Origin of the sequence: Metapseudomonas phytobenefica (assembly GCF_043392685.1) — a bacterium.
Lineage (GTDB): Bacteria > Pseudomonadota > Gammaproteobacteria > Pseudomonadales > Pseudomonadaceae > Metapseudomonas.
On the sequence record NZ_JBHZGM010000005.1, the window covers coordinates 181,727 to 208,715 of the forward strand.

The following is a 26,989-nucleotide window of genomic DNA, read 5'->3' on the forward strand; positions in this document are numbered from 1 at the left end:
CTGTGCACGACGAGCGGGCGAGGGGAGCGATACATCGCCCGGCGCATCACCCGGCACGTGCTTTGCTGTCGGTACAGCACCCGGAAAGCCGAAAGGCGTTGGCCCTGACAAGGGAGAACAATGATGAAAGTGCCTGCCCTGGTGCTGTTCAGCATCCTTGCGACTACCGCGTTCGAAGCCCGCTCGGACATCTATCGGGTGGTATCCAGCAACGGCAGCATCATCCTCACCAACATCCACCGAACGGACCGCAATCTGGTGCGCGTGGCCCGCGAGAGGCCCGTGCCGGTCAGCGCGCCGAACCTTGTCCAGCCCACGCACAAGACCGCGGGCAAGGCGCCGCGAAAGGCTTCGCGCTACGCCCTGATCGTGGCCCAGGCGGCCTTCGAGTACGACCTGCCGGCGGAGCTGCTGCATGCCGTGATCACCACCGAATCCAACTACGATCCCTCTGCCCTTTCGCCCAAGGGGGCGGCCGGTCTGATGCAGCTCATGCCCGGCACCGCGAAGGACCTGGGTGTGCATGACGTGTTCGACCCGGCCGCCAACGTCCGTGGCGGCGCGCGCTATCTCAAGCGCCTGATGAAGATGTTCGACAACGACCTTTCCCTCGTCCTGGCCGCCTACAACGCGGGACCCGGGGCGGTCCTCGCCCATGGCAGCGCCATCCCGCCCTACCCGGAAACCCAGCGTTACGTGCCCAGTGTCCTGGCGCACTACCAGCGCCTCCAGGCCGACACAAAACGCCCCCGCTAGTGGGGAAATTCCCCAGATGCGGGGGCGTTTTCCGTCAACGAAATCGTCGGCGGAGAAGGGCAGTTGCACTTTGAATTAGCCCCCACGGAAAAGCCGGCCCGATGGGTGGATGTCGCTCTTTACATCCACCAATGGCACTACGCGAAGCCAAACATGCGGAATAACCGGCGAAACCTTGGGCCTCGCGGTGCTTAGATCTCCCCCGCCATCCCACTCTCTGCCATACCGGGGAAATGGTGGGGGATCGGGGGGGAAACTACTGGCCATTTTCCTCGTTGCCACGCATAACTATCTGAATCCATTGGCCTTCCTGTGATGGCACAGGCGTTGCTCGGGCAGTCCTGCCCACTTTGGCATCCCTGTACCTGATACCGAGGTCAGCCAAGATGAACCGGACCAACCCTTCCCGCCGCACCCCCTCCCATCGTCCCGCCGCACTGAGGTTTTCCATACTGCTCAGCGCTTCCCTCCTGCTGGGGGCAACCGTCGGAGCCGGGAAGGTGGAGGCGGCCATTGATTGCGCACGGACGCTGGTGGCAGACGTGGTGGCCCTCGACCAGCCGCTGATGTTCAACCGCCTCGGTGCGCAGAACATCAACGGCATGATGTTCGCCCTGCGCCGCGACGTGGTGGACCGCGACCAGGTCCCGCTGCATATCGGCGGTGTGGCGGCGCCGGGCGCCGTGGCCTTGCGCCCGGACAAGCGTCCGCGTCCGCTGGTGCTGCGGATAGCGGAGGGTGACTGCCTGCAGGTGAATGTGCAGAACCTCCTGGCCCCGCTGGCCAACCCCAATGCCGAGGGGAACGATGATCACCTGGTGGGCGAACTGCATGCCGATGCCCAGGTCGCGGATCGTCATATCGGCTTCCAGGTCAACGGCATGCAGGCGGTGAACGATATCAGCGATATCGCCAGCAACGCAGGGCGCAACCAGATCAACCTGCTGGCACCGGGCGCCACTCGCACTTACACCCTGTACGCCGAGCGCGAAGGCACTTTCGCCGTCAGCAGCTATGGCGCCACCTTCGGCAGCGAAGGTTCTTCCGGCAATATCGGCAACGGCCTGTTCGCCCAGGTGGTGGTGCTGCCCAAGGGCGGGCGGGCCTACCACAACACGGTGACCGAGGAAGAGCTGCGCCTGGCCACCACCGGCCGTACCCCGGCCGGCCATCCCATCATCGACTACGAGGCGCGTTATCCACAGGCCGAGCCGTGGATCAGCGAAGGCAAGGCCGGTTCACCGATCCTGGCCATGCTCGACGGCAACCAGATCGTCGCCAGCGCCAGCGACGCCATCGTCATGGGGCCCAACCCCGACGGTAGTTTCCCCCCGTCGACCTATGTGCTGGAGAGCTATGGCAAGCGCAATCCGGCATTGCCCAACCGGCTGGAACCTTTCCGCGACTTCGCCCAGGCCTTCCATGACCAGTCGGCCGTGACCCAGGCTTTCCCCGGCTTCTGGCTGGACCCGGTGTTCGGCCATGTGCTGGATCCCACCCGCGACGCCTTCATGGTCAACTACGGCTCCGGCGGCATCGGCGCCGAAGTGGTGGCCAATCGCTTGGGCGTCGGCCCCATGCACGACTGCCTGTCCTGCGCCTTCGAGGAGTTCTTCCTCAGTGCCCACACCGTCGGCGACATCGCCACGCTGGTGGACGTGCCGGCCAATGTCGGCCTGGAGCAGCTGCTCCCCGGCGAAGTGCCGCCTCCGGAGGCTACGGGCATCAAGGCGAGTATGGCGCTGTTCCCCGCCGAGCCTTCCAACGTGTCCCACAGCTACATCGGCGACTTCGTCAAAATCCGCAACATCAGCATGGGCTACGAGCAGCACGTGTATCACCTGCATGGCCACCAGTGGCTGTTCAACCCCAATGACGACAACTCCGACTACATGGATGCCCAGGGTGTAGGCCCGGGCTCGGGCTACACCTATGAGATCGCCAACGGCGGTTCCGGCAACCGCAACCGCACCGCAGGCGATGCCATCTTCCACTGCCACTTCTATCCGCACTTCGCCCAGGGCATGTGGGGCATGTGGCGCATCCACGACGTATTCGAGGAAGGCACCCGCCTGGCCGTATCGGATGAGGGCGAGGACGGTTTCCACAAGGAGCCCTTCGAGCTGCGCAGCGGCCTGCCGGCGCCCGGCGCCCGTGCCCTGCCGGATGGCGAGATCGTTGCCGGTACGCCGATTCCCGCTATCGTCCCGCTGCCGGGCAAGGCCCTGCCGCCCATGCCGGGCAAGGTGAGCGTGGTGCCCAAGTACGGTGAAACCCTGGTGGCCGAAGGCGACAGCGAGGCTGAAGAAGGCGACGACAATTCCGCACTCGAAGCCGAACCCCGGGTTGTGGGCTCGGTGGCCCTGGTGGACCGCAGCGAGGCCAACCGCAACGCCGACGGCACCCTGAAGAACCCCGGCTTCCCGTTCTGGATCGGCGGGATCGAAAGCACCGTTGGCCAGCGTCCGCCGACTCCGCCGCTGGACATGCTCGACAGCGACAAGGCCCAGGCCCTGAAGGATTCCGGCAACGCGCTCTGGGCCAACATCGACCCGGCCCAGGCCGGTGGCTGGGATGGCGGCCTGCCGCGCCACGCGCTCGACGGCATGTCCGCCGGCAGCGAGGCCGAGGTGATCACCAGCGCCCTGGACTTCTCCAAAGTGGTACACCGGGCCAAGGCCGTGTTCTTCCCCGAGGAAGGCACAGACGTCGAGCAGTCGGCCATGGCTTTCCACGCCAAGGCCAGCCACCCGAGCTTCGCCGTGCTGCCTGGCGGCACCGTGCAGGCCAGGGAGTTCCGCACCAATGGCGCCCTGCCGGTGGCCGGCGCACCCTACAACGAGCCCTGCGTGGACGACACCAGCAAGCGCCTGACCCAGGGGGCCGCCCTGGGTCACTACAACAGCGGTGAATCGCTCACTGGCCAGTCCTTCACCGGCAGCTCGGTGTTCACCGCCGACCGCCCGCGCGTCTACAAGGCTGCCAACATCCAGCTCGACGCGGTGTTCAACAAGGTTGGCTACCACTACCCACAGACCCGCATCATCGCCCTCTGGGAGGATGCCTGGCCGATGATCAACAAGCAGCAGCCGCCGGAGCCGCTGGTGATGCGGATGAACACCTTCGACTGCACCCTGTACCAGCACACCAACCTGATTCCGGCGGTCTACGAACTGGATGACTTCCAGATCCGTACCCCCACCGACATCATCGGCCAGCACATCCACCTGCCGAAGTGGGACCTGACCTCTGCCGACGGTGCGGCCAACGGCTGGAACTACGAGGACGGCACGCTCTCGCCGGCCGCCGTGGTGGAACGCATCCACGCCATCCGTGAGTACAACCAGTGCTCCCAGGGCGATGCCCGCGACGGCACTTCGGAGTGCCCGGTGGCCAAGCCGCACCCGTATTTCGGTCAGTTCGGCCGCAGCGACTGGCTGGGCGCGCGTACCACCCTGCAACGCTGGTTCGCCGACCCGGTGGTGAACAGCTACAACATCGACCGTGGCCTGGGGAACATCTTCACCCACGACCACTTCGGCCCGTCCACCCACCAGCAGGTCGGTCTCTACGCCACGGTGCTGGCTGAACCGGCCGGCTCAACCTGGTATCACGCCGAAACCGGCCAGCCGCTCGGCAGTGGCCGGCAGGATGGCGGCCCGACTTCCTGGCAGGCGGTGATCGCCACCGGTGACCTGGATGGCGATGGCAAGAACGACAGCTTCCGCGAGTTCTTCCTGGAATTCAGCGATATGCAGCATGCCTACGAGGCCGGCGTATATGTCGGCGCCGGCCCCGACGGCATACCCAACCCTGACGCCTTCCCGTTGACCACGGACAGCTTCCGCTTTGCCGTGAACCCGCCGGTACGGGCGTTCATCGCCAACGAACTGGAATCGACGGTGGAAGCGGCCGGTGCGGTCTTCGGCTGCCCGAGCCGGCCCTGCCCGCAGGCGATCAGCGCAGACGATCCGGGCATGTTCGTCGTCAACTACCGCAACGAGCCGGTGGCCCTGCGCGTGTTCGACCCGAACAAGCTGGCTCCGGACGGCAAACCCGGCATGCAGGCCGACGGCCTGGCCGGCGACCTCGCCTATGCCCTGCAGACCCGCACCGACCGGGCCATCCCGGCGCTGAACCTGGCACCCAGCGCCATCAGCTCGGCTACCGGGCCGACCGGCGCCAGCACCAGCTTCCCGCCGCACATCAACCACGCTGGCGACGTGCCGGGTGACCCCTTCACGCCGATGCTGCGGACCTACTCCGGCGACAACGTGCGCATGCGGGTGAACGCCGGCGGCCATGAGGAGGAACACAACGTCACCCTGCACGGGATCAAGTGGCTGCATTCGGGTACCGGCTTCGGCACCAACTCCAGTTCGGGCTGGAGGGCCTCGCAGATGGTCGGCATCTCCGAACAGCTCGGCTTCATGGCCCCGGTGACGATGATGTCCGGCAACACCGGCTATGAGGCCGCCGACTACCTGTACAACATGGACGCGTCCATCGAGGGTTACTGGAGCGGCATCTGGGGCGTGATTCGCAACTACACCCAGTCGCGTTCCGACCTCTTCCCGCTGCCCAACAACCCGCGCCCGGTGGCCTCGCGCAACACCACCCAGTTCGATGGCGTGTGCCCGCGCACCAGCCCCAACCCCAGCGGCATCGGTACCCGTACCACGGTGCAGCGCAACTACGAGATCGTCGTGGCGCTCGCCAACGACATCCTCGACAACCCCCTGGGGCTGACCATCGGCGACCCGGCCGGGGAGGGCATGCATGTCGGCGGACCGCTGAACCCGCAGGGCGGCACCCTGGTGTTCAACCCGCGGCCGGTAACCATCCCGCTGGTCACGGTGGTGGACATAGAAGACGGCGAAGTGTTCACCATCGGCGGCCAGTCCGGCCCGCTGCATGACCCCACTGCCATCCTCTATGTGCGCAAGGGCGACCTCGACCCGCTCACCGGCAAGCTGAAACCCGGCGTTGCGGTGGAACCCCTGGTACTGCGCGCCGCCGCCGGCGACTGCGTGAACATCACCCTGGAGAACCGCCTGCCGCAGGTGATGCCTGACCTGCCCAGCCGTGCGGTGATGCAGGGCCTGGTCAAGCGCGACCGCTTCAACCCGGTAGGCGCCACCACCTTCAACAACAACCTGATGCGGCCCTCCAGCCACGCCGGCCTGCACGCACAATTGCTGGCCTACGACATCACCAAGGCGGACGGCGTCAACGTCGGCATCAACCCGGTGCAGACCGTGGCGCCGCGGGCCGGCGCCTCGGGAGCCTGGCCGTCGAAGACGTACAAGTTCTACGTCGGTCATCTGGAACGTGAAGGCAAGCCGGTGACCCAGCTCGGCCGCAGCGTCGACAACATCACCGCTACGCCGGTTGAATTCGGCGGCCTCAACCTGTTGCCGGCGGACCCGATCAAGCAGGGCCAGAAAGGCCTGGGCGGCGCCATGAGCATCGTGCCCCAGGGCGCCACCTGGACCGAAGACGCGGACATGCGCGCCGCCGCCACCGTGACCCCGTTGTCCGGCACGCCGTACCGCGACTTCTCCCTGGTATTCCAGCGCTCGCTGAACATGCGCTGGGCCGATGGCCGGCCGGTGGAGAACATGGCCTCCGAGGGACTTGGCATTCCCGCCGATCCCAAGGACAACTCCGCCATGGCCGTGAACTACAAGAGCGAGCCCCTGTGGTACCGCTTCGCCGTGGCGCCGGACGCGCCCTTCGGCCATGCCCAGGGCAATGGTTTTGCGGACGTGCCCATCGCCCACATGGCCTATAGCAACGAACTGGTGGGTGGCGATCCGGTGACGCCGATCCTGAAGGTCAAGCCGGGGCAGCCGTTCCGCACCCATGTGACCATGCCCTCGGGCGGCAGCCGTGGCATGACCTTCCAGCTCGACGGCCACCTCTGGGCGTTCAACCCCTTCGTCTCGCAAAAGAGCGATATCTGGGGACTGCCGGAGAAGCACGCCGGGGTCGGCTCCATACGTTTCGGCCTGAACCCCACGGCGGTCTATGTCGGTGCCCAGGAGAGCGTGCTGCCGGCCGGCCACTTCAGCTTGATGTTGCCCAGTGCCGGCGGTGGCAACGCGATTCCGGGCGATTACCTGTACCGGGACTACGCGGCCTTCGGCAACCTGGCCGGGCTCTGGGGTCTGCTGCGGGTGGAGGACGAGAATCCCTGAGGAGGGTCCGGAGCAGCGCCAGCGGTCAGCCCGCTGGCGCTGCCCGATTCCCCGCTAGTTGGTGGTAGAGACCCACAATCTGGGGGAACGCCATGAGGAGAATGCTGGCTCACTTTCATATTCAGCGTGTAAGTCACTGAGGCAAAAGCGTTTTTGGTGATGGCACAGGCATTGCTCGAACTTGGGTGCACCTTCGCATTCCTGCACCTGAGTTCGAGGTCTGCCACGATGAAACGGCCACCACGCAGCACATATTCCCGGCGGGCCTTTGCCCCGGGCGCTTTCCTTTTCCTGTCCGGCGCGCTGGCGCTGCTGGGCGCGACCTGGCCGGCCGCTGACGCGCTGGCGGCGGTGCAGTGCCAGCGCAACCTGGTGGCCAATGTGGTGGCCCTGGACCAGCCGCTGATGTTCAACCGCCTGGGGGCGCAGAACATCAACGGCATGATGTTCGCCCTGCAACGCGATGTGGTGGATCGCCATGAAGTGCCGCTCAGCCGGGGCGGGGCGGCGGTGCCCGGCGAAGTGGCGCTGCGTCCGGACAAGCGCCCGCGTCCGCTGGTATTGCGGGTGGCCGTGGGAGACTGCCTGACCATCAACCTGCACAACCTGCTGGCTTTCCAGGCCAACCCGAACACCCCGCAAGAGCTGCTGTTCAGGAAGAACGAGCAGGTCGCCGACCGCCACGTCGGCTTCCAGGTCAACGGCATGCAGGCAGTGAACGATATCGGTGATATCGCCACCAACGCCGGGCGCAATCCCAACAGCCTGATCCCGCCCGGCGGCAGCCGCAGCTATACCCTGTATGCCGAGCGCGAAGGCGCCTTCGCCGCCAGCAGCTACGGCGCCACCTTCGGGGGTGAGGGCAGTGGCGGTAACACCGCCAACGGCCTGTTCGCCCAGGTGGTGGTGCTGCCCAAGGGCGCGCGCACCTACCGCAACGTGATCACCGAAGAAGAGATGCGCCTGGCCAGCACCGGTCGCACTCCGGCCGGGCAGCCCATCATCGACTACGAGGCGCGTTATCCACGGGCCGAGCCGTGGATCGAGGAAGGCAAGGCCGGCCTGCCGATCATCGCCATGATGGACAACGGCGAAATCATCGCCAGCGACACCGATGCGGTGGTCATGGGCCCCAACCCCGATGGCACCTTCCCGCAGAGCACCTACCCGCTGGAAAGCTACGGCAAGCGCAACCCGGCGCTGCCCAACCGGCTGGAACCCTTCCGCGATTTCTCCTCGGTCTTCCATGACGAGAACGCCGTGGCCCAGGCCTTCCCCGGCTACTGGGCCGACCCGGTGTTCGGCCACGTGCTGGAGCCCACCCGCGATTCCTTCATGGTCAACTACGGCTCCGGCGGCATCGGTGCCGAAGTGGTGGCCAACCGCCTCGGCGTCGGCCCCATGCACGACTGCCTGTCCTGCGCCTACGAGGAGTTCTTCCTCAGCGCCCACACCGTCGGCGACATCGCCATGCAGGTGGACGTGCCGGCCAACGTTGGCCTGGAAAACATCCGCCCCGGCGAAGTGCCGCCGGAGGGCAGCACCGGGGTCAAGGCCAGCATGGCGCTGTTCCCGGCCGAGCCGTCCAACGTCGCCCACAGCTACATCGGCGACGCGGTGCGCTTTCGCAACACCCACAACGGCTACGAGCAGCACATCTTCCACCTGCACGGCCACCAGTGGCTGTTCAACCCCAATGACGACAACTCCGACTACATCGACGCCCAAGGCATAGGGCCGGGTTCGGGCTATACCTACGAAATCGCCAACGGCGGCTCCGGCAACCGCAACCGCACCTCGGGCGATGCCATCTACCACTGCCACTTCTACCCGCACTTCGCCCAAGGCATGTGGGGCATGTGGCGCATCCATGACGTGTTCGAGGAAGGCACCCGCCTGGCCGTATCGGAAGAGGGCGAAGACGGCTTCCACAAGAAGCCCTTCGAGCTGCGCAGCGGCCTGCCGGCACCCGGCGCCCGTGCCCTGCCGGATGGCGAGATCATCGCCGGCACGCCAATTCCCGCCATCGTCCCGCTGCCGGGCAAGGCCATGCCGCCCATGCCGGGCAAGGTGAGCGTGGTGCCCAAGTACGGCGAAACCCTGGTGGCCGACGACGACAGCGAAGACGAAGACGACGACGATTCCACTGACGAAACCGAACGCGTGGCCGTGGGCTCGGTGGCCCTGGTGGATCGCAGCGAAGCCAACCGAAACGCCGATGGCACCCTGAAGAACCCCGGCTTCCCGTTCTGGATCGGCGGGATCGAAAACACCGTTGGCCAGCGCGCCAGCACCCCGCCGCTGGACATGCTCGATAGCGACAAGGCCCAGGCCCTGAAGGATTCCGGCAACGCGCTCTGGGCCAATCTCGACCCGGCCCAGGCCGGCGGCTGGGACGGCGGCCTGCCGCGCCACACCCTCGACGGTGTGTCCGCTGGCGGCGAGGCGGAAGTGGTCACCAGTGCCCTGGATTTCTCCAAGGTGGTTCGCCGCGCCAAGGCGGTGTTCCTGCCGGAGGAGGGCACCGACGTCGAGCAATCGGCGATGGCCTTCCACGCCAGGGCCAGCCACCCGAGCTTCGCCGTGCTGCCCGGCGGCACCGTGCAAGCCAGGGAGTTTCGCACCAACGGCGCCTTGCCGGTTCCCGGCGCGCCCTACAACGAGCCCTGCCTGGACGACACCGGCAAGCGCCTGACCCAGGCGTCCGCCGTCGGCCACTACAACAGTGGCGACACCCTCACCGGCCAGTCCTTCACCGGCAGCTCGGTGTTCACCGCCGACCGCCCGCGCGTCTACAAGGGCGCCAACATCCAGTTCGACGCGGTGTTCAACAAGGTCGGCTACCACTTCCCGCAGACTCGAATCATTGCGCTCTGGGAAGACGCCTGGCCGATGATCAACAAACAGCAGCCGCCGGAGCCGCTGGTGATGCGGATGAATACCTTCGACTGCACCCTGTACCAGCACACCAACCTGATTCCGGCGGTGTACGAGCTGGATGACTACCAGGTGCGTACGCCCACCGACATCATCGGCCAGCACATCCACCTGCCGAAGTGGGACCTGACCTCCTCCGACGGCTCGGCCAACGGCTGGAACTACGAGGACGGCACACTCTCGCCGGCCGCGGTGGTGGAACGCATCCACGCCATTCGCGAGTACAACCAGTGCACTGAGGCCGACCCACGCGATGGCAGTGCGGAGTGCCCGGTGGCCAGGCCGCACCCGTATTTCGGCCAGTTCGGCCGCAGCGACTGGCTGGGCGCGCGCACCACCCTGCAACGCTGGTTCGCCGACCCGCTGATCAACACCTACAACGTCGACCGTGGCCTGGGGAACATCTTCACCCACGACCACTTCGGCCCCTCTACCCACCAGCAGATCGGCCTCTACGCCACGGTGCTCACCGAACCGGCCGGCTCCAGCTGGTACCACGCCGAAACCGGCCAGCCGCTCGGTAGCGGCCGGGAGGATGGTGGCCCTACCTCCTGGCAGGCGGTGATCGCCACCGGTGACCTGGATGGCGATGGCAAGAACGACAGCTTCCGTGAGTTCTTCATGGAGTACAGCGACTTCCAGCATGCCTACGAGGCGGGCGTCTACGTCGGCGCCGGGCCCGATGGCATCCCGAATGCGGGCGCCTACCCGACCTCCATGGACAGCTTCCGCTACGCCATCAACCCGCCCGTGCGCCAGTCCGGTGCCAACCTCTTCGAGTCGGTACACGAGGCCGCTGGCGGCCTGGTCCTGGGCTGCCCGAGCCGTCCCTGCCCGCAGGCCATCTCGGTGGATGACCCCGGCATGTTCGTCGTCAACTACCGCAACGAGCCGGTGGCCCTGCGCGTCTTCGACCCGAACAGGCTGGCCCCGGACGGCAAACCCGGCATGCAGGCCGATGGCCTGGCCGGCGACCTCGCACATGCGCTACAGACCCGCACCGACCGGGCCATCCCGGCGCTGAACCTGGCACCCAGCGCCATCAGTTCGGCCACCGGGCCGACCGGCGCCAGCACCAGCTTCCCGCCGCACATCAATCGCGGCGGCGACTTGCCGGGCGATCCCTTCACGCCGATGTTGCGCGCCTACTCCGGCGACAACGTGCGCCTGCGCATGCATGCCGGTGGCCATGAGGAAGAGCACAACGTCACCCTGCACGGCGTGAAGTGGCTGCATTCGGGCACCGGCTTCGGCAACAGCGGCAACTCCGGCTGGCGGGCTTCGCAGATGGTCGGCATCTCCGAGCAGATGGGCTTCGTCGCCCCGGTGACGATGATGTCCGGCAATACCGGCTATGAGGCCGCCGACTACCTGTACAACATGGACGCGTCCATCGAGGGCTACTGGAACGGCATCTGGGGCGTGATGCGCAACTACACCCAGCCGCGCAACGACCTGTTCGCCCTGCCCAACAACCCGCGCCCGGTGGCCTCGCGCAACACCACCCAGTTCGATGGCGTGTGCCCGCGCACCAGCCCCAATCCCAACGGCATCGGCACCCGCACCACGGTGCAGCGCAACTACGAGGTGGTCGCGGTGCTCGCCAACGACGTCCTGGGCAATCCGCTGGGCCTGACCATCGGCGACCCGGCCGGGGAGGGCCAGCATGTCGGTGGCCCGTTGAACCCGCAGGGTGGCACCCTGGTGTTCAATCCGCGGCCGGTGACCATCCCGCTGGTTACGGTGGTGGACGAGGAAGAGGGCGAGGTGTTCACCATCGGCGGCCAGTCCGGCCCGCTGCATGATCCCACCGCCATCCTCTACGTACGCAAGGCGGACCTGGACCCCACCACCGGCAAGCTGAAACCCGGCGTCCCGGTGGAGCCCCTGGTGCTGCGCGCCGCCGCCGGCGACTGCGTGAACATCACCCTGGAAAACCGCCTGCCGCTGGCGATGCCCGACCTGCCCAGCCGTGCGGTGATGCAGGGCCTGGTCAAGCGCGACCGCTTGAGCCCGCAAGGCGCCACCACCTTCAACAACAACATGCTGCGGCCCTCTAGCCATGTGGGCCTGCATACCCAGTTGCTGGCCTACGACATCACCAAGGCAGACGGCTTCAACGTCGGCATCAACCCGGTGCAGACTGTCGAACCGCGCGGCGCAGCGGGCGGAGCCTGGCCGTCGAAGACGTACAAGTTCTACGTCGGCCACCTGGAACGTGAAGGCAAGCCGGTGACCCAGCTCGGCCGCAGCGTCGACAACATCACTGCCACCCCGGTGGAGTTCGGCGGCTTCAACCTGCTGCCGGCCGACCCGATCAAGCAGGGCCAGAAAGGCCTGTCCGGCGCCATGAGCATCGCACCCCAGGGCGCCACTTGGATCGAGGACGCAGGCTCGCGCGCCGCCGCCACCGTGACCCCGCTGTCCGGCACGCCGTACCGCGACTTCTCGCTGGTTCTGCACAAGTCGCTGAACATGCGCTGGGCCAATGGCCGGCCGGTGGAAAACATGGCCTCCGAAGGCTTCGGCATCCCGGCCGATCCCAAGGACAACTCGGGCATGGCCGTGAACTACAAGAGCGAGCCCCTGTGGTACCGCTTCGCCAAGGCCCCGGATGCGCCCTTTGGCCACGCCCAGGGTCACGGCTGGGGCGACGTGCCCGACGCGCACATGGCCTACAGCAACGAACTGGTGGGTGGTGACCCGGTGACGCCGGTCCTGAAGGTCAAGCCGGGGCAGCCGTTCCGCACCCACGTGACCATGCCCTCTGGCGGCAGCCGTGGCATGACCTTCCAGCTCGACGGCCACCTCTGGGCGGTCAACCCCTTCGTCTCGGAGAAGACCGACCAGTGGGGCTACCCGCAGAAGAACGCCGGCGTCGGTTCGCTGCGCTTCGGCCTGAACCCGGCGGCCCTGTACATCGGCGCCCAGGAGAGCGTGCTGCCGGCCGCCCACTTCAGCCTGTGGATACCCAGTGCCGGCGGCGCCAACGGCGTGCCGGGGGATTACCTGTACCGGGACTACGCCGCCTTCGGCAACGTCGGCGGCGTCTGGGGCCTGTTGCGGGTGACCGGCGAGCCGTAAGGCCAAAGGTGTGAAACCGCGTAGGTTGGCGTAGAGCGAAGCGAAACCCAACGTCTTTGGGCGGGGCTGGCTTGTTGGGCTTCGCTTCGCTCGCGGGGCGCCGTCTGCCCCATCTCGTGAAAGCGCCTTTTCCCCACAAGAGGGGAATCCAGTGGGGAAAAGTCCGCTTTCTTCTCTTCGTCCCTGTGCAACCTGTTGAATTGACGGTCATTTGTCGCATGGCACAGGCATTGCTCGCGTATCAGGGCGAGGTCCGGAAGAGGGGATGCTAGGTGAGAGCTTCCAGTCTGTTGTTGATCGCCACGCTGACCGCCGCGACCGGTGCCGCCGAGCAGCCCGCCGACTCGCCCAATCGTCTGGTGCGCGACGGCGTGGCCATCGAGTTCGAGGCCCGGCCACTGGGCAGCGAGGGCGTGCTTACCGAAGGGATGTTCGCCGATATCCGCCTGCGCCTCACCGATGCCACCACCGGCCAGCCCCTGGCTGGGCAGGTGCCGGGCGCCTGGCTCGACCAGGCGCTGCCGGAAGGCCAGGCGGACCAGTGCAAGGTGCGCATCGGCACCTACCTCAAGGGCGTGCTCAGCGCCCGTCCGCTGGTGGACCTGAACAGCTACTACCTGGTGGTGATGAACAAGGATTCCGCCCTCACCGTGATCGACCCGGTGACCTCGGTGGGCGGCATCACCAGCACCCTGACCCGCGTCGCCCTCAAGCGTCCGCCGATGGACTGGGTCGCCAGCGCCGACGACCGCCTGCTCTACGTTTCCATGCCCAGCGCCGGCGAAGTGGCGGTGGTGGATATCAGCGAGTTCAAGGTGCTGGGCAACCTGCCCGCCGGACCCGAGCCGGTGCGCGTGGCGCTGCAGCCCGATGGCCGCTACCTCTGGGTGGGCAACAATGCCCGGCGTGGCGAAGAAGGCGGCGTCACCGTGATCGACACCCAGACCCGCAAGACCGTGGCGACCCTGACCACCGGTGGCGGCCATCACGAAATCGCCTTCAGCGCCGACTCGCGGCATGCCTTCGTCAGCAGCCGTGATGCCGGTCGGGTGACGGTGGTGGACATCGCCACCCTGAAGAAGCTGAAAGACATCGAAACCGGCCCGAGCCCGCTGTCGCTGGCCGTCTCGCCACTGTCCGGCGCGCTTTACGTCAGCGACGGCAAGGCCGGCAGCATCACCGTGATCGACGCCCGCAGCCTCAAGGTGCGCAAGGTGATCGAGGCCGGCCAGGGCCTGGGGCCGCTGCGCTTCACCCAGGACGGCCGCTTCGGCCTGGCGCTGAACAGCCTGGAGGACCAGGTGCTGGTGCTGGACGCCGGCAGCGACGAAATCGTCCAGCGCGCCGAGGTCACCGCCGAGCCCTACCAGCTGGTCTTCACCCGCGACTACGCCTACATCCGCGGCCTGGCCTCGCCGAAGGTGAGCATGATCAACCTGGAGTCCCTGGGCCGCGACCGCAAGCTCATCGTCCAGGCCTTCGAGGCCGGTCCGGCGGCCCCCAAGCTGGCCGGCGACCTGCCGCTGGCCGACAGCCTCAGCCAGGCTCGCGACGAGGGCGCGGTGTTCGTGGTCAACCCGGTGGACAACACCACCTACTTCTACATGGAAGGCATGAACGCCCCCATGACCGGCTACCTCAACCGGGGCCACACCTCCCGCGCCGCACGGGTCGTCGACCGCAGCATGCGCGAGGTGGAGCCGGGTGTGTACAGCAGCCGGGTCAAGCTGCCGGCGCCGGGCAAGTTCGACCTGGCGGTGATGCTCAACCAGCCGAAGATCGCCCACTGCTTCAGCGCCGAAGTCCAGCCCAACAAGGCCCTGGCCGCCCTGCACAGCAAGCCTCGGGTGGAGTTCCTCATCGACCAGCCGCAGGTGACTGCGGGCGCCACCGCCCAGTTGCGTTTCCGCGTCCTCCAGGGCGACGCCGACCAGCCGCAGGCCGGCATCGCCGACCTGCGCGTGCGCTACTTCCAGGCGCCCGCTTCGCCCCCTCGCGAAGTGGCCGCGGTGGAAGTGGGCGAGGGCGTGTATGAAGCGCCGATCGAGCTGCCACAGGCCGGCGCCTACTACCTGCACGTGGGCTCGGCGTCACTGGACATGCCCTTCGGCTCGCAACCCTATGCCAGCCTGCGCGCCGTCGCGGCACAGGCTCGCAACACCCCCTGAGGAACAAGCCATGGAACCTCTGAAGTCAGGCATCGCCGCACTGCTCGCCCTGGGCCTGATGGCCACGCCGGCGCAGGCGGAGCACAGCCCGGCGGAACACGCCGCGCACATGGCCACCCAGACTGCCGACCCCCACGCCGGGCACCAGGGGCACGCCGGCGCACAGTCGGGCGCCCAGGTGGCTTTCGCCGATGTCCCGCTGCTGGACCAGGAAGGCCGCGAGCTGCGCCTGAAGGACGACCTGGTGGGCGATCGCATCGTCGTCATGGGCTTCGTCTACACCAGCTGCACCACGGTCTGCCCGGTGATCTCGGCGATCCTGCAGAAGCTGCAGAAGCAACTGGGCGAGCGCGCCGGCCGTGACGTGCAGCTGATTTCCCTGAGCATCGACCCGCTGCGCGATACCCCCGAACGCCTGCAGGAGTATGCCGGGCGTTTCGACGCCGGCCCGGGCTGGCGCTGGCTGACCGGCAGCAGCGAAGCCGTGGCCGACACCCTCAAGGGGCTCGGCACCTGGACCGCGAACTACCAGGACCATCCGCCGCTGATCATGGTGGGCGACGGCCGCACCGGGCAGTGGACCCGCTTCTATGGCTTCACTGATCCCGCCGTGCTCATGGCGCGGGTCGACGAACTCAGTGCCGCCCGCGAACACAGCGTTCACGGCGCCCTTGCCCAGGAGACCCACCCATGAAGCGCCTGCTCCCGCTCGTCCTGGCCCTGGCAATGGCCAGCGGCGCCAGTGCCCACGAAGGCCACGAGGGCCATGAAAACCAGGCGTCTGCACCGGCCAATGCGCCCGCTGCCCAACCGCTGAAGGCCGGCGGCACCCGGGACGCGCAGACCTGGTTCACCGATACCCTGCTGCGTGACCAGAACGGCCGCGAGGTGCGCTTCTACAGCGACGTGCTCAAGGGCCGGGTGGTGATGCTCAACGTGATCTTCACCCACTGCAACGATGCCTGTCCGCTGATCACCCGCAAACTCAAGGAAGTGCGCGAAGCCATGGACGGGGACCTGGCCAGGCAGGTCTATTTCATCTCCCTGTCCAGCGATGCCGAGAACGACACGCCGGAAGTGCTCAAGGCCTTCGCGGCCAAGCACGGGGTGGATTCGCCCAACTGGATCTTCCTCACCGGCGACAAGGCCAACATGGACCTGGTGCTGTCGCGCCTGGGGCAGCTGGGAGATAGCCCCGAAGCCCATTCCACACTACTGATCGCCGGCGACGTGCCGAACAAACGCTGGAGCAAGATCCGCCCCGACGCGCCGGTGAATGCCATCGCCCAGCGCTTGCAGTTGATGACCATGCCCGTGGCCGGGCGCTGAAGGTGGCGGCCATGTGGCGGACACTTTTGCTGGCTGCATGCCTCGTCCAGGCGGGCGGAGCCCTGGCGCTGGAACTGAGCCCCGCAGAGGCGGCTGGCCGGCGCATCTACCTGGAGGGTGTGGGCTCGGCCAATGGCGAGATCAGCGCGCGGGTCGGTGCCGCCGACACCCTGGTACCTGCATCGCTGATGCCTTGCGCCAATTGCCACGGTGCCGATGGCCGCGGGCGGCCCGAGGGCGGCGTGCGTCCGCCGGACATTACCTGGCGGCGGCTCTCCACGCCCTACGGCCAGCGGCAGGCCAACGGCCGCAGCCACGGTCCCTACGATGAGGGGGCGCTGGCCCGTGCCGTGAGCGAGGGGCTGGACCCTGCCGGCAACCGCCTCGATCCGGCCATGCCGCGCTTCGTCATGTCCTTGCGCGACATGGCCAACCTCTCCGCCTACCTCAAGCGCCTGGAGGATGATCGCGACCCCGGCGTGGAGGAGGGCGAGCTGCGTCTCGGTACCCTGCTGCCGACCCGTGGACCGCTGGCGGATCTGGGGCATACGGTAGAGGCGGTGCTGCGCGGCGCCCTGGCCCAGGTCAACGATGCCGGCGGCATCCATGGCCGGAAGCTGACGCTGGTGGTGCGCGACTCCGGCACGAACCCGCGGGAGGCGGAGCGGGCGCTGGATCAGCTGCTCGGCACGGACCGGGTCTTTGCCTTGCTGGCGCCCATGGTGCCAGTGCTGGATGGCGAACTCTCCGAGCGCATCGGCGACGCCGGCGTGCCGCTGGTGGGCCCCCTGGCGCTGCTGGATGAAGCCCGCGCCAACCCCCTGGTATTCAACGCCTTGCCGGGCCTGCGCGAGCAACTTTTCGCCCTGGCCGGCTACGCCAGCAGCGACCTGGGCCTGAAGCAGCCGGAAGCCCTCGTGGCCTACCCTGGCGATGCTCGCCAGCAGGTGCTGGCCGAAGCCCTGGCGCTGCGTCTGATGGACCAGGGCTGGTCGCGGGTGCGCCTGCTGGGCTACGACACCAACAACACCGACAGCGTCCTGCAGCATGCCGCCAAGGAGGCCGAGGGTGTGTTCTTCCTCGGCCAGTCGGAGGACTTCGCCCGGCTCGCCGAGCAGCTCCAGGCGGCGAACCTGTCGCCCTACCTGTTCGCCGCCTCGTCCCAGGTGGCCAGCAGCGCCCTGGGCATCCCGCCGCGCTTCTCCCGGCGGTTGTTCCTCGCCTATCCCTTCATGCCTGCCGACATGACCCCGGAGGGCGAAGCGGCGCTGCTGGCGATCAGGCGCAGCCAGGGTCTCGGCAGCCAGCACGCGCTGCTGCAGGTCGGTGCCTATTGCGCCACCGTGCTGCTCAGCGAGGGGCTCAAGCGGGCGGGGCGCGAGGTCAGTCGCGACAAGCTGGTCAGCTCGCTGGAAGGCCTGCACGGCTTCCGCACCGGCCTGACCCCGGCCCTGAGTTTCGGTCCGGGGCAGCGCACGGGCCTGGCCGGCGCCCACATCGTCACCGTGGACCTGCATGAGCGCAGCTTCCAGCCGCTCGGCCGGTTCATCAAGGTGGAAAAGCGACTCTAGGGGAGGGCAGCGCATGAAGGGCAACCCCTGGCTCGGGCTGGTCATCGGCCTGCTCACGCCCCTGGTGCTGGCCGGGGAAACCGGCATCGCCGCGCGGGTCAATGGCACCGAGATCAGCAACTTCCGGCTGGAGCGGCACTTTGCCGACTACCTGAAGATCCAGGGTCGCCAGGTGGGGGCCATCCGCAGCCCGGCGGCCTACAAGCGGCTCAAGCGCGAGGCATTGCAGCAGCTGATCGACAAGGAGCTGCTGTGGCAGGAAGCCGAACGTCGCGGCGTGAGCGTGTCAGACGAGGAGGTCAGCGCCAGCCTGGCCGGGATGAAGGCCGCCTTCGGCGATACCCGCGGCTTCGAGCGCGCCCTGGCCGATGCCGGTTTCGACGAGGCCGGCTACCGCGACTACCTGCGCCGCGAACTGGTCGCCAGCCGCCTGCTGGACGAACTGGCGGAAGTCGTCCCGCCCGGAGAAAGCGAAGTGAACGCGGCCTACGAAAGCCTGAAGTCCCAGCTCGACCCGTCCCTGGACGCCACCCGCGGCAAGGCCCTGGTGCGCCAGTACCTCACCGGCCAGCGCATGGCCAAAGGGCGCGAGGCGGCGCTGGAAAAGCTGCGCGCGAAAGGCCGGGTGGAGGTGTTGGTGGCGTTGTAGAGGCGCTGTTTTGTGGGGGCATTCGCGAAGGATTCCCATGGAGTTCCGTGCAGCCCGCGGGAACTTCCTGCCCATAGAGCACTCACCCAAGCCATTCCCCACTTCTGGGGATAGCCGCTGGCCCGCTTCGGCCATTCCCCCGGTTTTGGGGAAAGCCCCGCGGGCGGGTAATTCAACCCCATTTGAAATCAGCGACTTAGCAAGCCTCGAGCGGCGGGGAATGGCTGGCACGATGCGTGCGTATATCCAGGCGAGGGCAGATTCCGGCAAGCCGGCATGCCACGGCCCCTGGAGGCAAGACCATGGACAGCCAACTCCTCGCGCAGCCTGTAGCGGAACGCTTCGATACCGAACTGATGCGCGCCGCGCGTCAACGTTCGGCCGAGCTGGGCCAGCGCCTGGTGGATGCCCTGGACGAGCTGGCCGACCTGCCACCCGATCTGTTCGCCAAGCGCCTGGGCAGCACCCTGCATTACCCGGTGCTGGCCTTCGAAGACCTCAGCCGTGGCACGCCCGATTTCGAGCGGATTTCCCTGGCGCAGGCGCTGAAACGTGAGTTCGTGCTGCTGGAGCTGGACGGGCAGACCCTCGGCGTGTTCGCCGACCCCTTCGACGAAGCCCGCCTGGCCTGGATCGAGGAGCAGCGCCAGGGCGCGCCGCTGCATCTGGTCCACCCGCGCGAACTGGCGGCCTTCCTGGAGCGCCATGAGGAGAGCTTCCACGCTGTCGAATCCCTGCAGGCCGAAGCCGGCTCGGTGCAGGAAAGCGAGATCCTGGAAACCCTCTCCCTGGCGCGCATCAGCGAAGACGCCAGCGTGGTGGTCAAGCTGGTCAACTCCACCCTCTACGACGCCCTCAAACTGCATGCCAGCGATATCCACCTGGGCATGACCGGTAGCGGCCTGTCCATCAAGTACCGCATCGACGGCGTGCTCGGCGGTTCCAGCCGGGTACCGGGCGTAGAGCTGGCCGAGCAGGTGATCTCGCGGGTGAAGGTGATGGCCGAGCTGGATATCGGCGAGAAGCGCGTGCCCCAGGACGGCCGCTTCAAGATCGGCATCAATGGCCGGCAGATCGACTTCCGCGTGTCCATCATGCCGAGCATATTCGGTGAGGATGCGGTGCTGCGGGTGCTCGACAAGCAGGACCTGGCCGATCAGGTCCACGGCGTGCGCCTGGAGTCCCTGGGTTTCGACGAAGACACCCTGCGCAGCCTGCGCCGGCTCGCCGCCGAGCCCTACGGCATGGTGCTGGTCACCGGCCCCACCGGCAGCGGCAAGACCACCACGCTCTACGCGATGATCACCGAGATCAACCACGGCGTGGACAAGATCATCACCATCGAAGACCCGGTGGAGTACCAGCTCCCCGGCGTGCTGCAGATCCCGGTGAACGAGAAGAAGGGCCTGACCTTCGCCCGTGGCCTGCGCTCCATCCTGCGCCACGACCCGGACAAGATCATGGTCGGCGAGATCCGCGACCCCGACACCGCGCAGATCGCCGTGCAGTCGGCGCTCACCGGCCACCTGGTGTTCACCACCATCCACGCCAACAACGTGTTCGACGTGATCGGCCGCTTCAGCCAGATGGAAGTGGATCCTTACAGCTTCGTTTCCGCCCTCAACGCCGTGCTGGCCCAGCGCCTGATCCGCCTGGCCTGCCCGAGCTGCGCCGAGGCTGTGCAGCCGGGAGAGGAAGAACTGCTGCTCTCCGGCATCGACCCCGCCAGCGCCCACCAGTACCGCTTCGTCATCTGTCCGGGGTGTGGCCATTGCCGGGGCACCGGCTATCGCGGACGCACCGCCATCGCCGAGCTGCTGCGCCTGGACGACGACCTGCGGCAACTCATCATCGAGCGCCAGCCCATCAGCCGCATCAAGGACCTGGCGGTCAGGCGCGGCCTGCGCCTGCTGCGCACTTCGGCCCTGGAGCTGGTCCGCGAAGGCCGTACCACGCTGGAGGAGATCAACCGTGTCACTTTTGTGGCCTGAGGCCTGCACCGCCGTGCTCGGGCCCCGCAGCGTGGGCCTGTACCTCAGCCGCGACCAGCGCTGGCTCGGCCGCGCCGATTTCGACTGCGTTGGCGGCCTGGCCTGGCCGGGCGCCATGGCCGCGCTGGAGTCCCTGCTGGCCGCGCGCGAACCCGGCCGCGGGGAGCTGCGGGTGGTGCTTTCCAGCCATTACACGCGCTTCTGCCTGGTGCCCTGGAGCGAGGCCATCAACAGCCCCGAGGAATTGGCCGGCTATGCGCGCCTGTGCTTCGAGGATATCTACGGCGAAGCGGGCGATGGCTGGAGCCTGAAACTCTCACCGGAAGCCGCCGGCCATCCGCGTCTCGCCGCTGCCGTGCCGGAGGAGCTGCTGGCGCGGCTGCGCGACCTGGCCAAAGGCTGCAGCCTGCGGCTCGCGTCGGTGCAGCCTTACCTGATGGCGGCGTTCAACCGCCACCGCGCCGACCTGGCGCTGGACGACTTTCTCTTCCTGGTGGCCGAGCCCGGCCGCGGCAGCCTGCTGCTGGCCCGTGGCGGCCGCTGGGCGGCGGTGCGCTCGGTGGCACTGGATGACAGTGACGCTGCCCTGAATGACCTGATCGCCCGCGAAGGCGAGCTCCACAGCCTGGAGCAGGACGGGCCGGTCAATTGCTTCCTGCACGCCCCGGGGCGCGCGGCTTCGGTCGCCGACGGCATCGCCCGTCTGGAGCTTGAACTGCCGGCTGCTGCGCAAGGCGATCCGCTCTTCGCCATGGCCATGACGGTGAACTGACATGCGTCCGATCGATCTCGACTTCCAGCGCAAGGCCTTCTCCACCATCCCTGGCTGGATTCTCCTGGGCGGCGGGATGCTGATGGCGGTCGTCATGCTCGGCCTGCACCTGCAGACCGGCGAAGAGCGCCAAGCCCGCAGCGCCGAACTGGAACGTGTCGAGCAGCAACTGCTGAGGCGCGGCCTGCGCCAGGCGCCCCTGTCCGCCGGCGAGGAGAAGGCCCGTGCCGCCAGCATGGCGGAGCTGCGCCGCATCACCGCACAGATGAACCTGCCCTGGGACGGCCTCTTCGCCATGCTCGAAGCCCAGCCGCGCAAGGACATCGCCCTGCTGTCCCTGGCCCCGGATGCCCGCAAGGGCCAGCTGCGCATCGCCGCCGAAGCGCGCGACCTGCCGGCCATGCTGGCGTTCCACCGCGACCTGGAAGCCAGCGACGCCCTGAGTGACGTCTCGCTGCTCAACCACGAAATGGTCACCGAGCAGGCCGAGCGTCCCATCCGTTTCAACCTGCTGGCGAGCTGGGGGGTGAAGGATGCGCGTCCCTAGGCTGATCCTCATCGAGCAGGTCCAGCGTCTCGGCTGGCCGGGGCTGGCTGGTGGCGCGCTGCTGCTGCTGGCCCTGGGCTACGCCGTGCTCGGCCTGCTGCCGGCACGCCAGGCCCTGGCCAGCATGGAGCGCCAGCTGCTGGAAGATCGTGAACAACTCGCTGCGGCTGCCGCCCCGACGGTCAGCAAGCCGGTCAGCGGCGCCTCATTGGCGGCGCTGGAGGAATTCCGCCGCAACCTGCCGGCGCAACTGGACGCCACCGGCGCCATCGACCGCATCTACGGGCTGGCCCAGGAGGAGGGCATTTCCCTGGCCCGGGGCGAATACGCCCTCGGACTCGACCCCAAGACGCGCCTGGCGCGCTACCAGGTACTGCTGCCGGTGCGCGGCAGCTACCCGCAACTGCGCCGCTTCCTCCACGGCCTGCAGACGCAACTGCCGGCCCTGGCCCTGGAAGAGGTGGAACTCCAACGCAAGCAGATCGCCGATTCGGAACTCGAAGGGCGCATCCGCATGACCCTGTATCTGGCGAGGTGACCATGGCACGCCGTCTGTTCTGGTTGGCATTCCTCGGCTTGGCCGCCGTACTGGCGGTGGTTCCCGAATTCTTCGACGACCAGGCCGAACTCCTCGCCATGCCGCGCGCCCGGCAACTGGCGCCGGCAACGGTTGAAAGCGCGCCGACGCCGGCCGTGGCGCCTGCGGTGGTGCCCCAGGTGGCGGTTCCGGCGGCCGACCTGTTCGCCTCGCAGAGCTGGTACGTGGCCCCGCCGCCACCGCCGGTGATGGCCGCTCCGGTGCTGCCGCCGCCGGCACCGGCCAAACCCGCCGCGCCGCCGCTGCCGTTCAAGTTCATCGGCAAGCTGGACGATCGCCGGGCGCTGCAGGTGTTCCTGTTGCGCGGCGAGCAGGTGCTGGTGGTGCGTGAAGGCGACCTGATCGACAAGACCTACAAGGTCCAGCGCATCGATGCCGAGAAAATGACCCTGGTCTATCTGCCCCTGGACATCGCCCAGACCCTGACCGTGGGGAGTGCGCTATGAATCGCCTGGCGTGGTACCTGGCGCTGGTGCTGCTGGCCGGCTGCACCACCAGCCCGGCCCAGCGCGAAGGGCTGGACCTGATCGACTCCGGCCAGTTCGAAGCGGGCCTGGCCAAGCTGGAACAGGCCGCCCGCGAATCGCCCAACGACGTTGGCGCGCAGATGGCCGTGACCACCCAGCGCGCCCGGGCGGTGAAGGCGCTGCTGAGCAATGGCGACCTGGCCCGCACCCAGCGCGACTTTTCCACCGCGCGGCTGAACTACGAACGGGTGCTGCGCATCGAGAAGCACAACCAGCGTGCGCTGGACGGCCTGCATGTGATCGAGCAGCAGCGCAACATCCAGGACATGCTGCGCCTGGGCCAGACCGACCTGCGCCGGGGCGATGTGGTGGGGGCCGCGCGGCAGGTGCGTGGCATCCTCGCCCTGGACCCGGAACACGAAGGAGCCCTTGAGCTGCAGCGCAGCATCGAGATGGTCCAGGCGCGCTCCGTCGCGCCCTATCCGCAGCTGCGTTCGCGTCTGGATCGTCCGGTCACCCTGGAGTTCCGCGATGCCAACCTGAAGGTGATCTTCGAAGTGCTGGCGCAGACCTCGGGGCTGAATTTCATCTTCGACAAGGATGTGCGCCCGGACCTCAAGGCCACCATCTTCGTCCGCGACGTGCCGATCGAGGACGCGGTGGATCTCCTGCTACAACAGAACCAGCTGCACCAGCGGGTGGTGAACGACAACACCATCGTCATCTACCCGGACTCGCCGCAGAAGCTGAAGGATTACCAGGACCTGGTGATGCGCACCTTCTACCTGACCAACACCGACGCGGCCACGGCGATGAACCTGGTCAAGACCCTGCTGAAAACCCGCGACGTGTTCATCGACGAGCGCCTCAACACCCTGACCATGCGCGATACGCCTGACGCCGTGCGCATGGCCGAGCGGCTGTTCCAGGCCCAGGACCAGTCCAACCCCGAGGTGGTGCTGGAGGTGGAGGTGATGGAGGTGTCGCGTCAGCGCATCCTCGACCTCGGCCTGCAGTGGCCCAACACCTTCGGGGTGATCAACAGCGACGGTTCGCCGGTGACCATCCTCGACCAACTCAAGGGCATCGACTCCGGGCGGATCACCATCTCGCCGTCGCCGCAGCTGAAGATCAACGCCCAGGACAACGACGTGAACACCCTGGCCAGCCCGGTGATCCGGGTCAGCAACCGCGAGCAGGCGCGGGTCCACATCGGCCAGCGGGTGCCCATCGTCAGCGCCACCTCGGTGCCCTCCACCCAGGGCCCGGTGATCACCGAGAGCATCACCTACCTGGACGTCGGCCTGAAGCTGGAGGTGCAGCCCACGGTGCACCTGAACAACGAGGTGGCGATCAAGGTCGCCCTGGAGGTGAGCAACGCCACGCCGCTGCCACCGACCCAGAACGGCACTATCCCGGTCCAGGTGGACACCCGCAACGCCCAGACCACCCTGCGCCTGCGCGATGGCGAGACCCAGGTGCTGGCCGGCCTGGTGCGCAACGACCAGCTCGCCAGTGGCAACAAGATCCCCGGCCTCGGCGATATCCCCGGCCTGGGCCGGCTGTTCGGCAGCAACAAGGACACTGTCGGCAAGTCCGAGCTGGTGCTTTCCATCACGCCGCGCATCGTCCGCAACCTGCCGTATCAGAGCCCCTACGACATGGAGTTCCCGTCGGGCACCGAGAGCAGCATGCGCGTGCCGACAGTGCGCGGCCCGGTGGAAGCCCTGGGCGTGGAACTGCCCGATGCGCCGGCGGTGGTGGTCAGCCCCGCCCCCATCAGCGAGAGGCCCTGAAGCATGAAACGCCAGGCTGCCTTCTCGCTGATCGAACTGGTGGTCGCCATGGCCATCCTCGGCCTGCTCGCCAGCATCGCCGCACCGCTGGCCGAAACGGTGATCCGCCGGGGCAAGGAGCAGGAGCTCAAGGCCGCCCTCTACGAAATCCGCGACGCCATCGATGCCTACAAGCTGGCAGCCGACGCCGGGCACATCGAGAAGTCCGCCGGCAGCAGCGGCTATCCGCCGTCACTGCAGGTGCTGGTGGATGGCGTGCGCGACCTGCGCAGCGTCAAGGGCGAACGCATCTACTTCCTGCGCCGCATTCCCCGCGATCCCTTCGCCGATGCGCGCCTGGAACCGGCAGAGAGCTGGGGCCTGCGCGCCTACGCCAGCCCCGCCGACGACCCGCGCCCCGGCGCGGACGTGTTCGACGTCTATTCCCTGGCCAAGGGCGACGGCCTCAACGGCACGCCGTACCGGGAGTGGTGAAGATGGAACGGCACAAGGGCTTCACCCTCATCGAGCTGCTGGTGGTCATGGCCATCATCGCCACCCTGATGACCATCGCCGTGCCGCGTTACTTCTCCAGCCTGGAGAACTCCAAGGAAACCACCCTGCGCCAGAGTCTTGCGGTCATGCGCGAGGCGCTGGACCAGTACTACGGCGACACCGGGCGCTATCCTGATTCGATAGAGGAGCTGGTTGTCCAGCGCTACCTGCGCGCCCTGCCGCTGGACCCGATGACCGAGCGCACGGACCTGTGGGTGGTACTGCCGCCACCGGACGGCGCACCGGGCAGCGTCTACGACGTCAAGAGCGGCGCCCCCGGGCGGGCGCGGGACGGGAGCCTCTATGCGGACTGGTGAGCAGGGTTTCACCTACCTCGGCGTGCTCTTCCTCGTCATGCTGATGGGGATGTCGCTGGCCGGTGCAGGGCAGCTCTGGTCCACCGCCAGCCAGCGCGCCCGCGAGCGCGACCTGCTCTGGGTCGGCAGCCAGTATGCGCAGGCCCTGCGCAGCTACTACCGGGCGTCGAACAGCGTGCCGCAGTACCCCGCGTCACTGGAAGACCTGCTGCAAGACAACCGCTTTCCCCAGGCTGTGCGCCACTTGCGCCGGCTCTATCCCGACCCCATTACCGGCAGCCTCGACTGGGGCCTGATCCGTTCCTTCGACGGGCGCATCGCCGGCGTCTACAGCCAGTCCCGCCAGCGGCCGCTGAAACAGGCGCACTTCCCTCCGCAATGGGTGGAATTCGAGGGCCTGGGCAGTTATGCCGACTGGCACTTCGTCGCCGAGAAGGCCTTCATGGAAGGCACGCGCAACGGGGTGTCGAGATGAGCCGCGCACCCTGGCTGGCCATGCTCGCGCTGTGCTGCGTGCTGGGTACGGCGCGCGCCGAAGACGACGAGTTCATGGGCTTCATCATCGACTACACGATTTCCCACATCGGCCACGACTTCTACCGCTCCTTCAGCGAGCGCCTGCGTGATACCAGCAAGCTGGATTTCAACCTGGTGGTGCGCGAACGCCCCGATGCCCGCTGGGGCAGCCTGGTCTGGGTGGAGTACGAGCAGCGCGTGCTCTACCGCCAGTTTCTTCCGCCGAACACCGCGGAACTCAAACCCACCGCCTACGCGGCGGCCGACATGGTGCTGGAGGCGATCGCCCGGCAGAAGCTGCAGCGCCTCCTGCAAGACACTTACGACATGGAGAGGGACGAACTATGAACAAGAACAGACTTGCCCTGTGGCTGCTCGGGTTCGGCCTGGTCGGTTCGGTCCAGGCCACCGAACTGGTGTACACCCCGGTCAACCCCTCGTTCGGCGGCAACCCGCTGAACGGCACCTGGTTGCTGAACAACGCCCAGGCGCAGAACGATCACGACGACCCGGATTCGCGCTCGACTGCCGCCAGCCGGCAGAGCGCGCTCCAGCGCTTCACCAGCTCGCTGGAGTCGCGCCTGCTGTCGCAGTTGCTGACCAATATCGAGAGCGGCAACACCGGCAGCCTCACCACCGACGCTTTCATCATCAACATGATCGATGACGGTGGTGAGCTGACCATCGTCATCACCGATCGCGCCACGGGCGAAGTTTCGGAAGTCGTCGTCAACGGCCTGCTCCCCTAATCCAGGCA

19 protein-coding genes are annotated in these 26,989 nt (G+C 67.4%); all 19 read left to right on the top strand.

The genetic code is table 11. The features are described from left to right. Window positions 1-120: 120 nt before the first annotated feature. Complete coding sequence (locus tag ACFW0B_RS06890; protein ID WP_449147188.1) at window positions 121-756, top strand: lytic transglycosylase domain-containing protein; 636 nt, start codon at window positions 121-123, stop codon at window positions 754-756. A 386-nt stretch (window positions 757-1,142) separates the two neighbouring features. Next, window positions 1,143-6,956 (top strand): manganese-oxidizing multicopper oxidase MnxG, encoded by a 5,814-nt coding sequence (gene mnxG, locus ACFW0B_RS06895; RefSeq protein WP_449147189.1) that lies wholly within the window; start codon window positions 1,143-1,145, stop codon window positions 6,954-6,956. 228 nt (window positions 6,957-7,184) lie between these two features. After that, a complete protein-coding gene (gene mnxG, locus ACFW0B_RS06900) occupies window positions 7,185-12,977 on the top strand; it encodes a manganese-oxidizing multicopper oxidase MnxG (RefSeq protein WP_449147190.1) in 5,793 nt (1,930 codons plus the stop codon). Between the two features lie 272 nt (window positions 12,978-13,249). Further along, a complete protein-coding gene (locus tag ACFW0B_RS06905) occupies window positions 13,250-15,145 on the top strand; it encodes a YncE family protein (RefSeq protein WP_449147191.1) in 1,896 nt (631 codons plus the stop codon). Between the two features lie 10 nt (window positions 15,146-15,155). Further along, window positions 15,156-15,839, top strand: a complete 684-nt coding sequence (locus ACFW0B_RS06910; RefSeq protein WP_449147192.1) for an SCO family protein — start codon at window positions 15,156-15,158, stop codon at window positions 15,837-15,839. Continuing rightward, a complete protein-coding gene (locus tag ACFW0B_RS06915; RefSeq protein WP_449147193.1) occupies window positions 15,836-16,474 on the top strand; it encodes an SCO family protein in 639 nt (212 codons plus the stop codon). The genes ACFW0B_RS06910 and ACFW0B_RS06915 overlap by 4 nt, the downstream gene beginning before the upstream one ends. A gap of 11 nt (window positions 16,475-16,485) precedes the next feature. Continuing rightward, the gene (locus tag ACFW0B_RS06920) at window positions 16,486-18,045 is read left to right on the top strand and encodes an ABC transporter substrate-binding protein (protein WP_449147194.1); all 1,560 of its coding nucleotides are present in this window, start codon (window positions 16,486-16,488) and stop codon (window positions 18,043-18,045) included. 13 nt (window positions 18,046-18,058) lie between these two features. Further along, a complete protein-coding gene (locus tag ACFW0B_RS06925) occupies window positions 18,059-18,694 on the top strand; it encodes a SurA N-terminal domain-containing protein (RefSeq protein WP_449147195.1) in 636 nt (211 codons plus the stop codon). Between the two features lie 302 nt (window positions 18,695-18,996). Further along, complete coding sequence (locus ACFW0B_RS06930; RefSeq protein WP_449147196.1) at window positions 18,997-20,685, top strand: GspE/PulE family protein; 1,689 nt, start codon at window positions 18,997-18,999, stop codon at window positions 20,683-20,685. Beyond that, on the top strand, window positions 20,666-21,457 hold the full coding sequence (locus ACFW0B_RS06935) for a hypothetical protein (RefSeq protein ID WP_449147197.1): 792 nt from the start codon (window positions 20,666-20,668) through the stop codon (window positions 21,455-21,457). Before ACFW0B_RS06930 ends, ACFW0B_RS06935 begins: the two co-directional genes overlap by 20 nt. Before the next feature lies 1 nt (window position 21,458). Further along, window positions 21,459-22,004, top strand: a complete 546-nt coding sequence (locus tag ACFW0B_RS06940) for a pilus assembly protein (protein ID WP_449147198.1) — start codon at window positions 21,459-21,461, stop codon at window positions 22,002-22,004. Further along, the gene (locus tag ACFW0B_RS06945) at window positions 21,991-22,542 is read left to right on the top strand and encodes a GspMb/PilO family protein (protein ID WP_449147199.1); all 552 of its coding nucleotides are present in this window, start codon (window positions 21,991-21,993) and stop codon (window positions 22,540-22,542) included. Before ACFW0B_RS06940 ends, ACFW0B_RS06945 begins: the two co-directional genes overlap by 14 nt. Before the next feature lie 2 nt (window positions 22,543-22,544). Beyond that, complete coding sequence (locus ACFW0B_RS06950; protein ID WP_449147200.1) at window positions 22,545-23,048, top strand: secretion system X translation initiation factor; 504 nt, start codon at window positions 22,545-22,547, stop codon at window positions 23,046-23,048. Then, window positions 23,045-24,865, top strand: coding sequence for a secretin and TonB N-terminal domain-containing protein (locus tag ACFW0B_RS06955; protein WP_449147201.1), 1,821 nt, complete (start codon window positions 23,045-23,047; stop codon window positions 24,863-24,865). Before ACFW0B_RS06950 ends, ACFW0B_RS06955 begins: the two co-directional genes overlap by 4 nt. Before the next feature lie 3 nt (window positions 24,866-24,868). Continuing rightward, on the top strand, window positions 24,869-25,339 hold the full coding sequence (locus ACFW0B_RS06960) for a type II secretion system protein (RefSeq protein WP_449147202.1): 471 nt from the start codon (window positions 24,869-24,871) through the stop codon (window positions 25,337-25,339). Between the two features lie 2 nt (window positions 25,340-25,341). Continuing rightward, entirely contained in the window at window positions 25,342-25,716 is a 375-nt protein-coding gene (locus tag ACFW0B_RS06965; protein ID WP_449147203.1) for a type II secretion system protein, read from the top strand. After that, complete coding sequence (locus tag ACFW0B_RS06970) at window positions 25,703-26,191, top strand: type II secretion system protein (protein ID WP_449147204.1); 489 nt, start codon at window positions 25,703-25,705, stop codon at window positions 26,189-26,191. Before ACFW0B_RS06965 ends, ACFW0B_RS06970 begins: the two co-directional genes overlap by 14 nt. Further along, entirely contained in the window at window positions 26,188-26,580 is a 393-nt protein-coding gene (gene csgE, locus ACFW0B_RS06975) for a curli production assembly/transport protein CsgE (protein WP_449147205.1), read from the top strand. The genes ACFW0B_RS06970 and csgE overlap by 4 nt, the downstream gene beginning before the upstream one ends. Then, complete coding sequence (locus tag ACFW0B_RS06980; protein WP_449147206.1) at window positions 26,577-26,981, top strand: curli assembly protein CsgF; 405 nt, start codon at window positions 26,577-26,579, stop codon at window positions 26,979-26,981. The genes csgE and ACFW0B_RS06980 overlap by 4 nt, the downstream gene beginning before the upstream one ends. Window positions 26,982-26,989: the final 8 nt, after the last annotated feature.

Bases quoted from the DNA above. Each gene is read 5' to 3' on its own strand.
- ACFW0B_RS06890 (WP_449147188.1), top strand. From the start codon at position 121: ATGATGAAAGTGCCTGCCCTGGTGCTGTTCAGCATCCTTGCGACTACC.
- mnxG (WP_449147189.1), top strand. From the start codon at position 1,143: ATGAACCGGACCAACCCTTCCCGCCGCACCCCCTCCCATCGTCCCGCC.
- mnxG (WP_449147190.1), top strand. From the start codon at position 7,185: ATGAAACGGCCACCACGCAGCACATATTCCCGGCGGGCCTTTGCCCCG.
- ACFW0B_RS06910 (WP_449147192.1), top strand. From the start codon at position 15,156: ATGGAACCTCTGAAGTCAGGCATCGCCGCACTGCTCGCCCTGGGCCTG.
- ACFW0B_RS06915 (WP_449147193.1), top strand. From the start codon at position 15,836: ATGAAGCGCCTGCTCCCGCTCGTCCTGGCCCTGGCAATGGCCAGCGGC.
- ACFW0B_RS06920 (WP_449147194.1), top strand. From the start codon at position 16,486: ATGTGGCGGACACTTTTGCTGGCTGCATGCCTCGTCCAGGCGGGCGGA.
- ACFW0B_RS06925 (WP_449147195.1), top strand. From the start codon at position 18,059: ATGAAGGGCAACCCCTGGCTCGGGCTGGTCATCGGCCTGCTCACGCCC.
- ACFW0B_RS06930 (WP_449147196.1), top strand. From the start codon at position 18,997: ATGGACAGCCAACTCCTCGCGCAGCCTGTAGCGGAACGCTTCGATACC.
- ACFW0B_RS06940 (WP_449147198.1), top strand. From the start codon at position 21,459: ATGCGTCCGATCGATCTCGACTTCCAGCGCAAGGCCTTCTCCACCATC.
- ACFW0B_RS06945 (WP_449147199.1), top strand. From the start codon at position 21,991: ATGCGCGTCCCTAGGCTGATCCTCATCGAGCAGGTCCAGCGTCTCGGC.
- ACFW0B_RS06950 (WP_449147200.1), top strand. From the start codon at position 22,545: ATGGCACGCCGTCTGTTCTGGTTGGCATTCCTCGGCTTGGCCGCCGTA.
- ACFW0B_RS06955 (WP_449147201.1), top strand. From the start codon at position 23,045: ATGAATCGCCTGGCGTGGTACCTGGCGCTGGTGCTGCTGGCCGGCTGC.
- ACFW0B_RS06960 (WP_449147202.1), top strand. From the start codon at position 24,869: ATGAAACGCCAGGCTGCCTTCTCGCTGATCGAACTGGTGGTCGCCATG.
- ACFW0B_RS06965 (WP_449147203.1), top strand. From the start codon at position 25,342: ATGGAACGGCACAAGGGCTTCACCCTCATCGAGCTGCTGGTGGTCATG.
- ACFW0B_RS06970 (WP_449147204.1), top strand. From the start codon at position 25,703: ATGCGGACTGGTGAGCAGGGTTTCACCTACCTCGGCGTGCTCTTCCTC.
- csgE (WP_449147205.1), top strand. From the start codon at position 26,188: ATGAGCCGCGCACCCTGGCTGGCCATGCTCGCGCTGTGCTGCGTGCTG.
- ACFW0B_RS06980 (WP_449147206.1), top strand. From the start codon at position 26,577: ATGAACAAGAACAGACTTGCCCTGTGGCTGCTCGGGTTCGGCCTGGTC.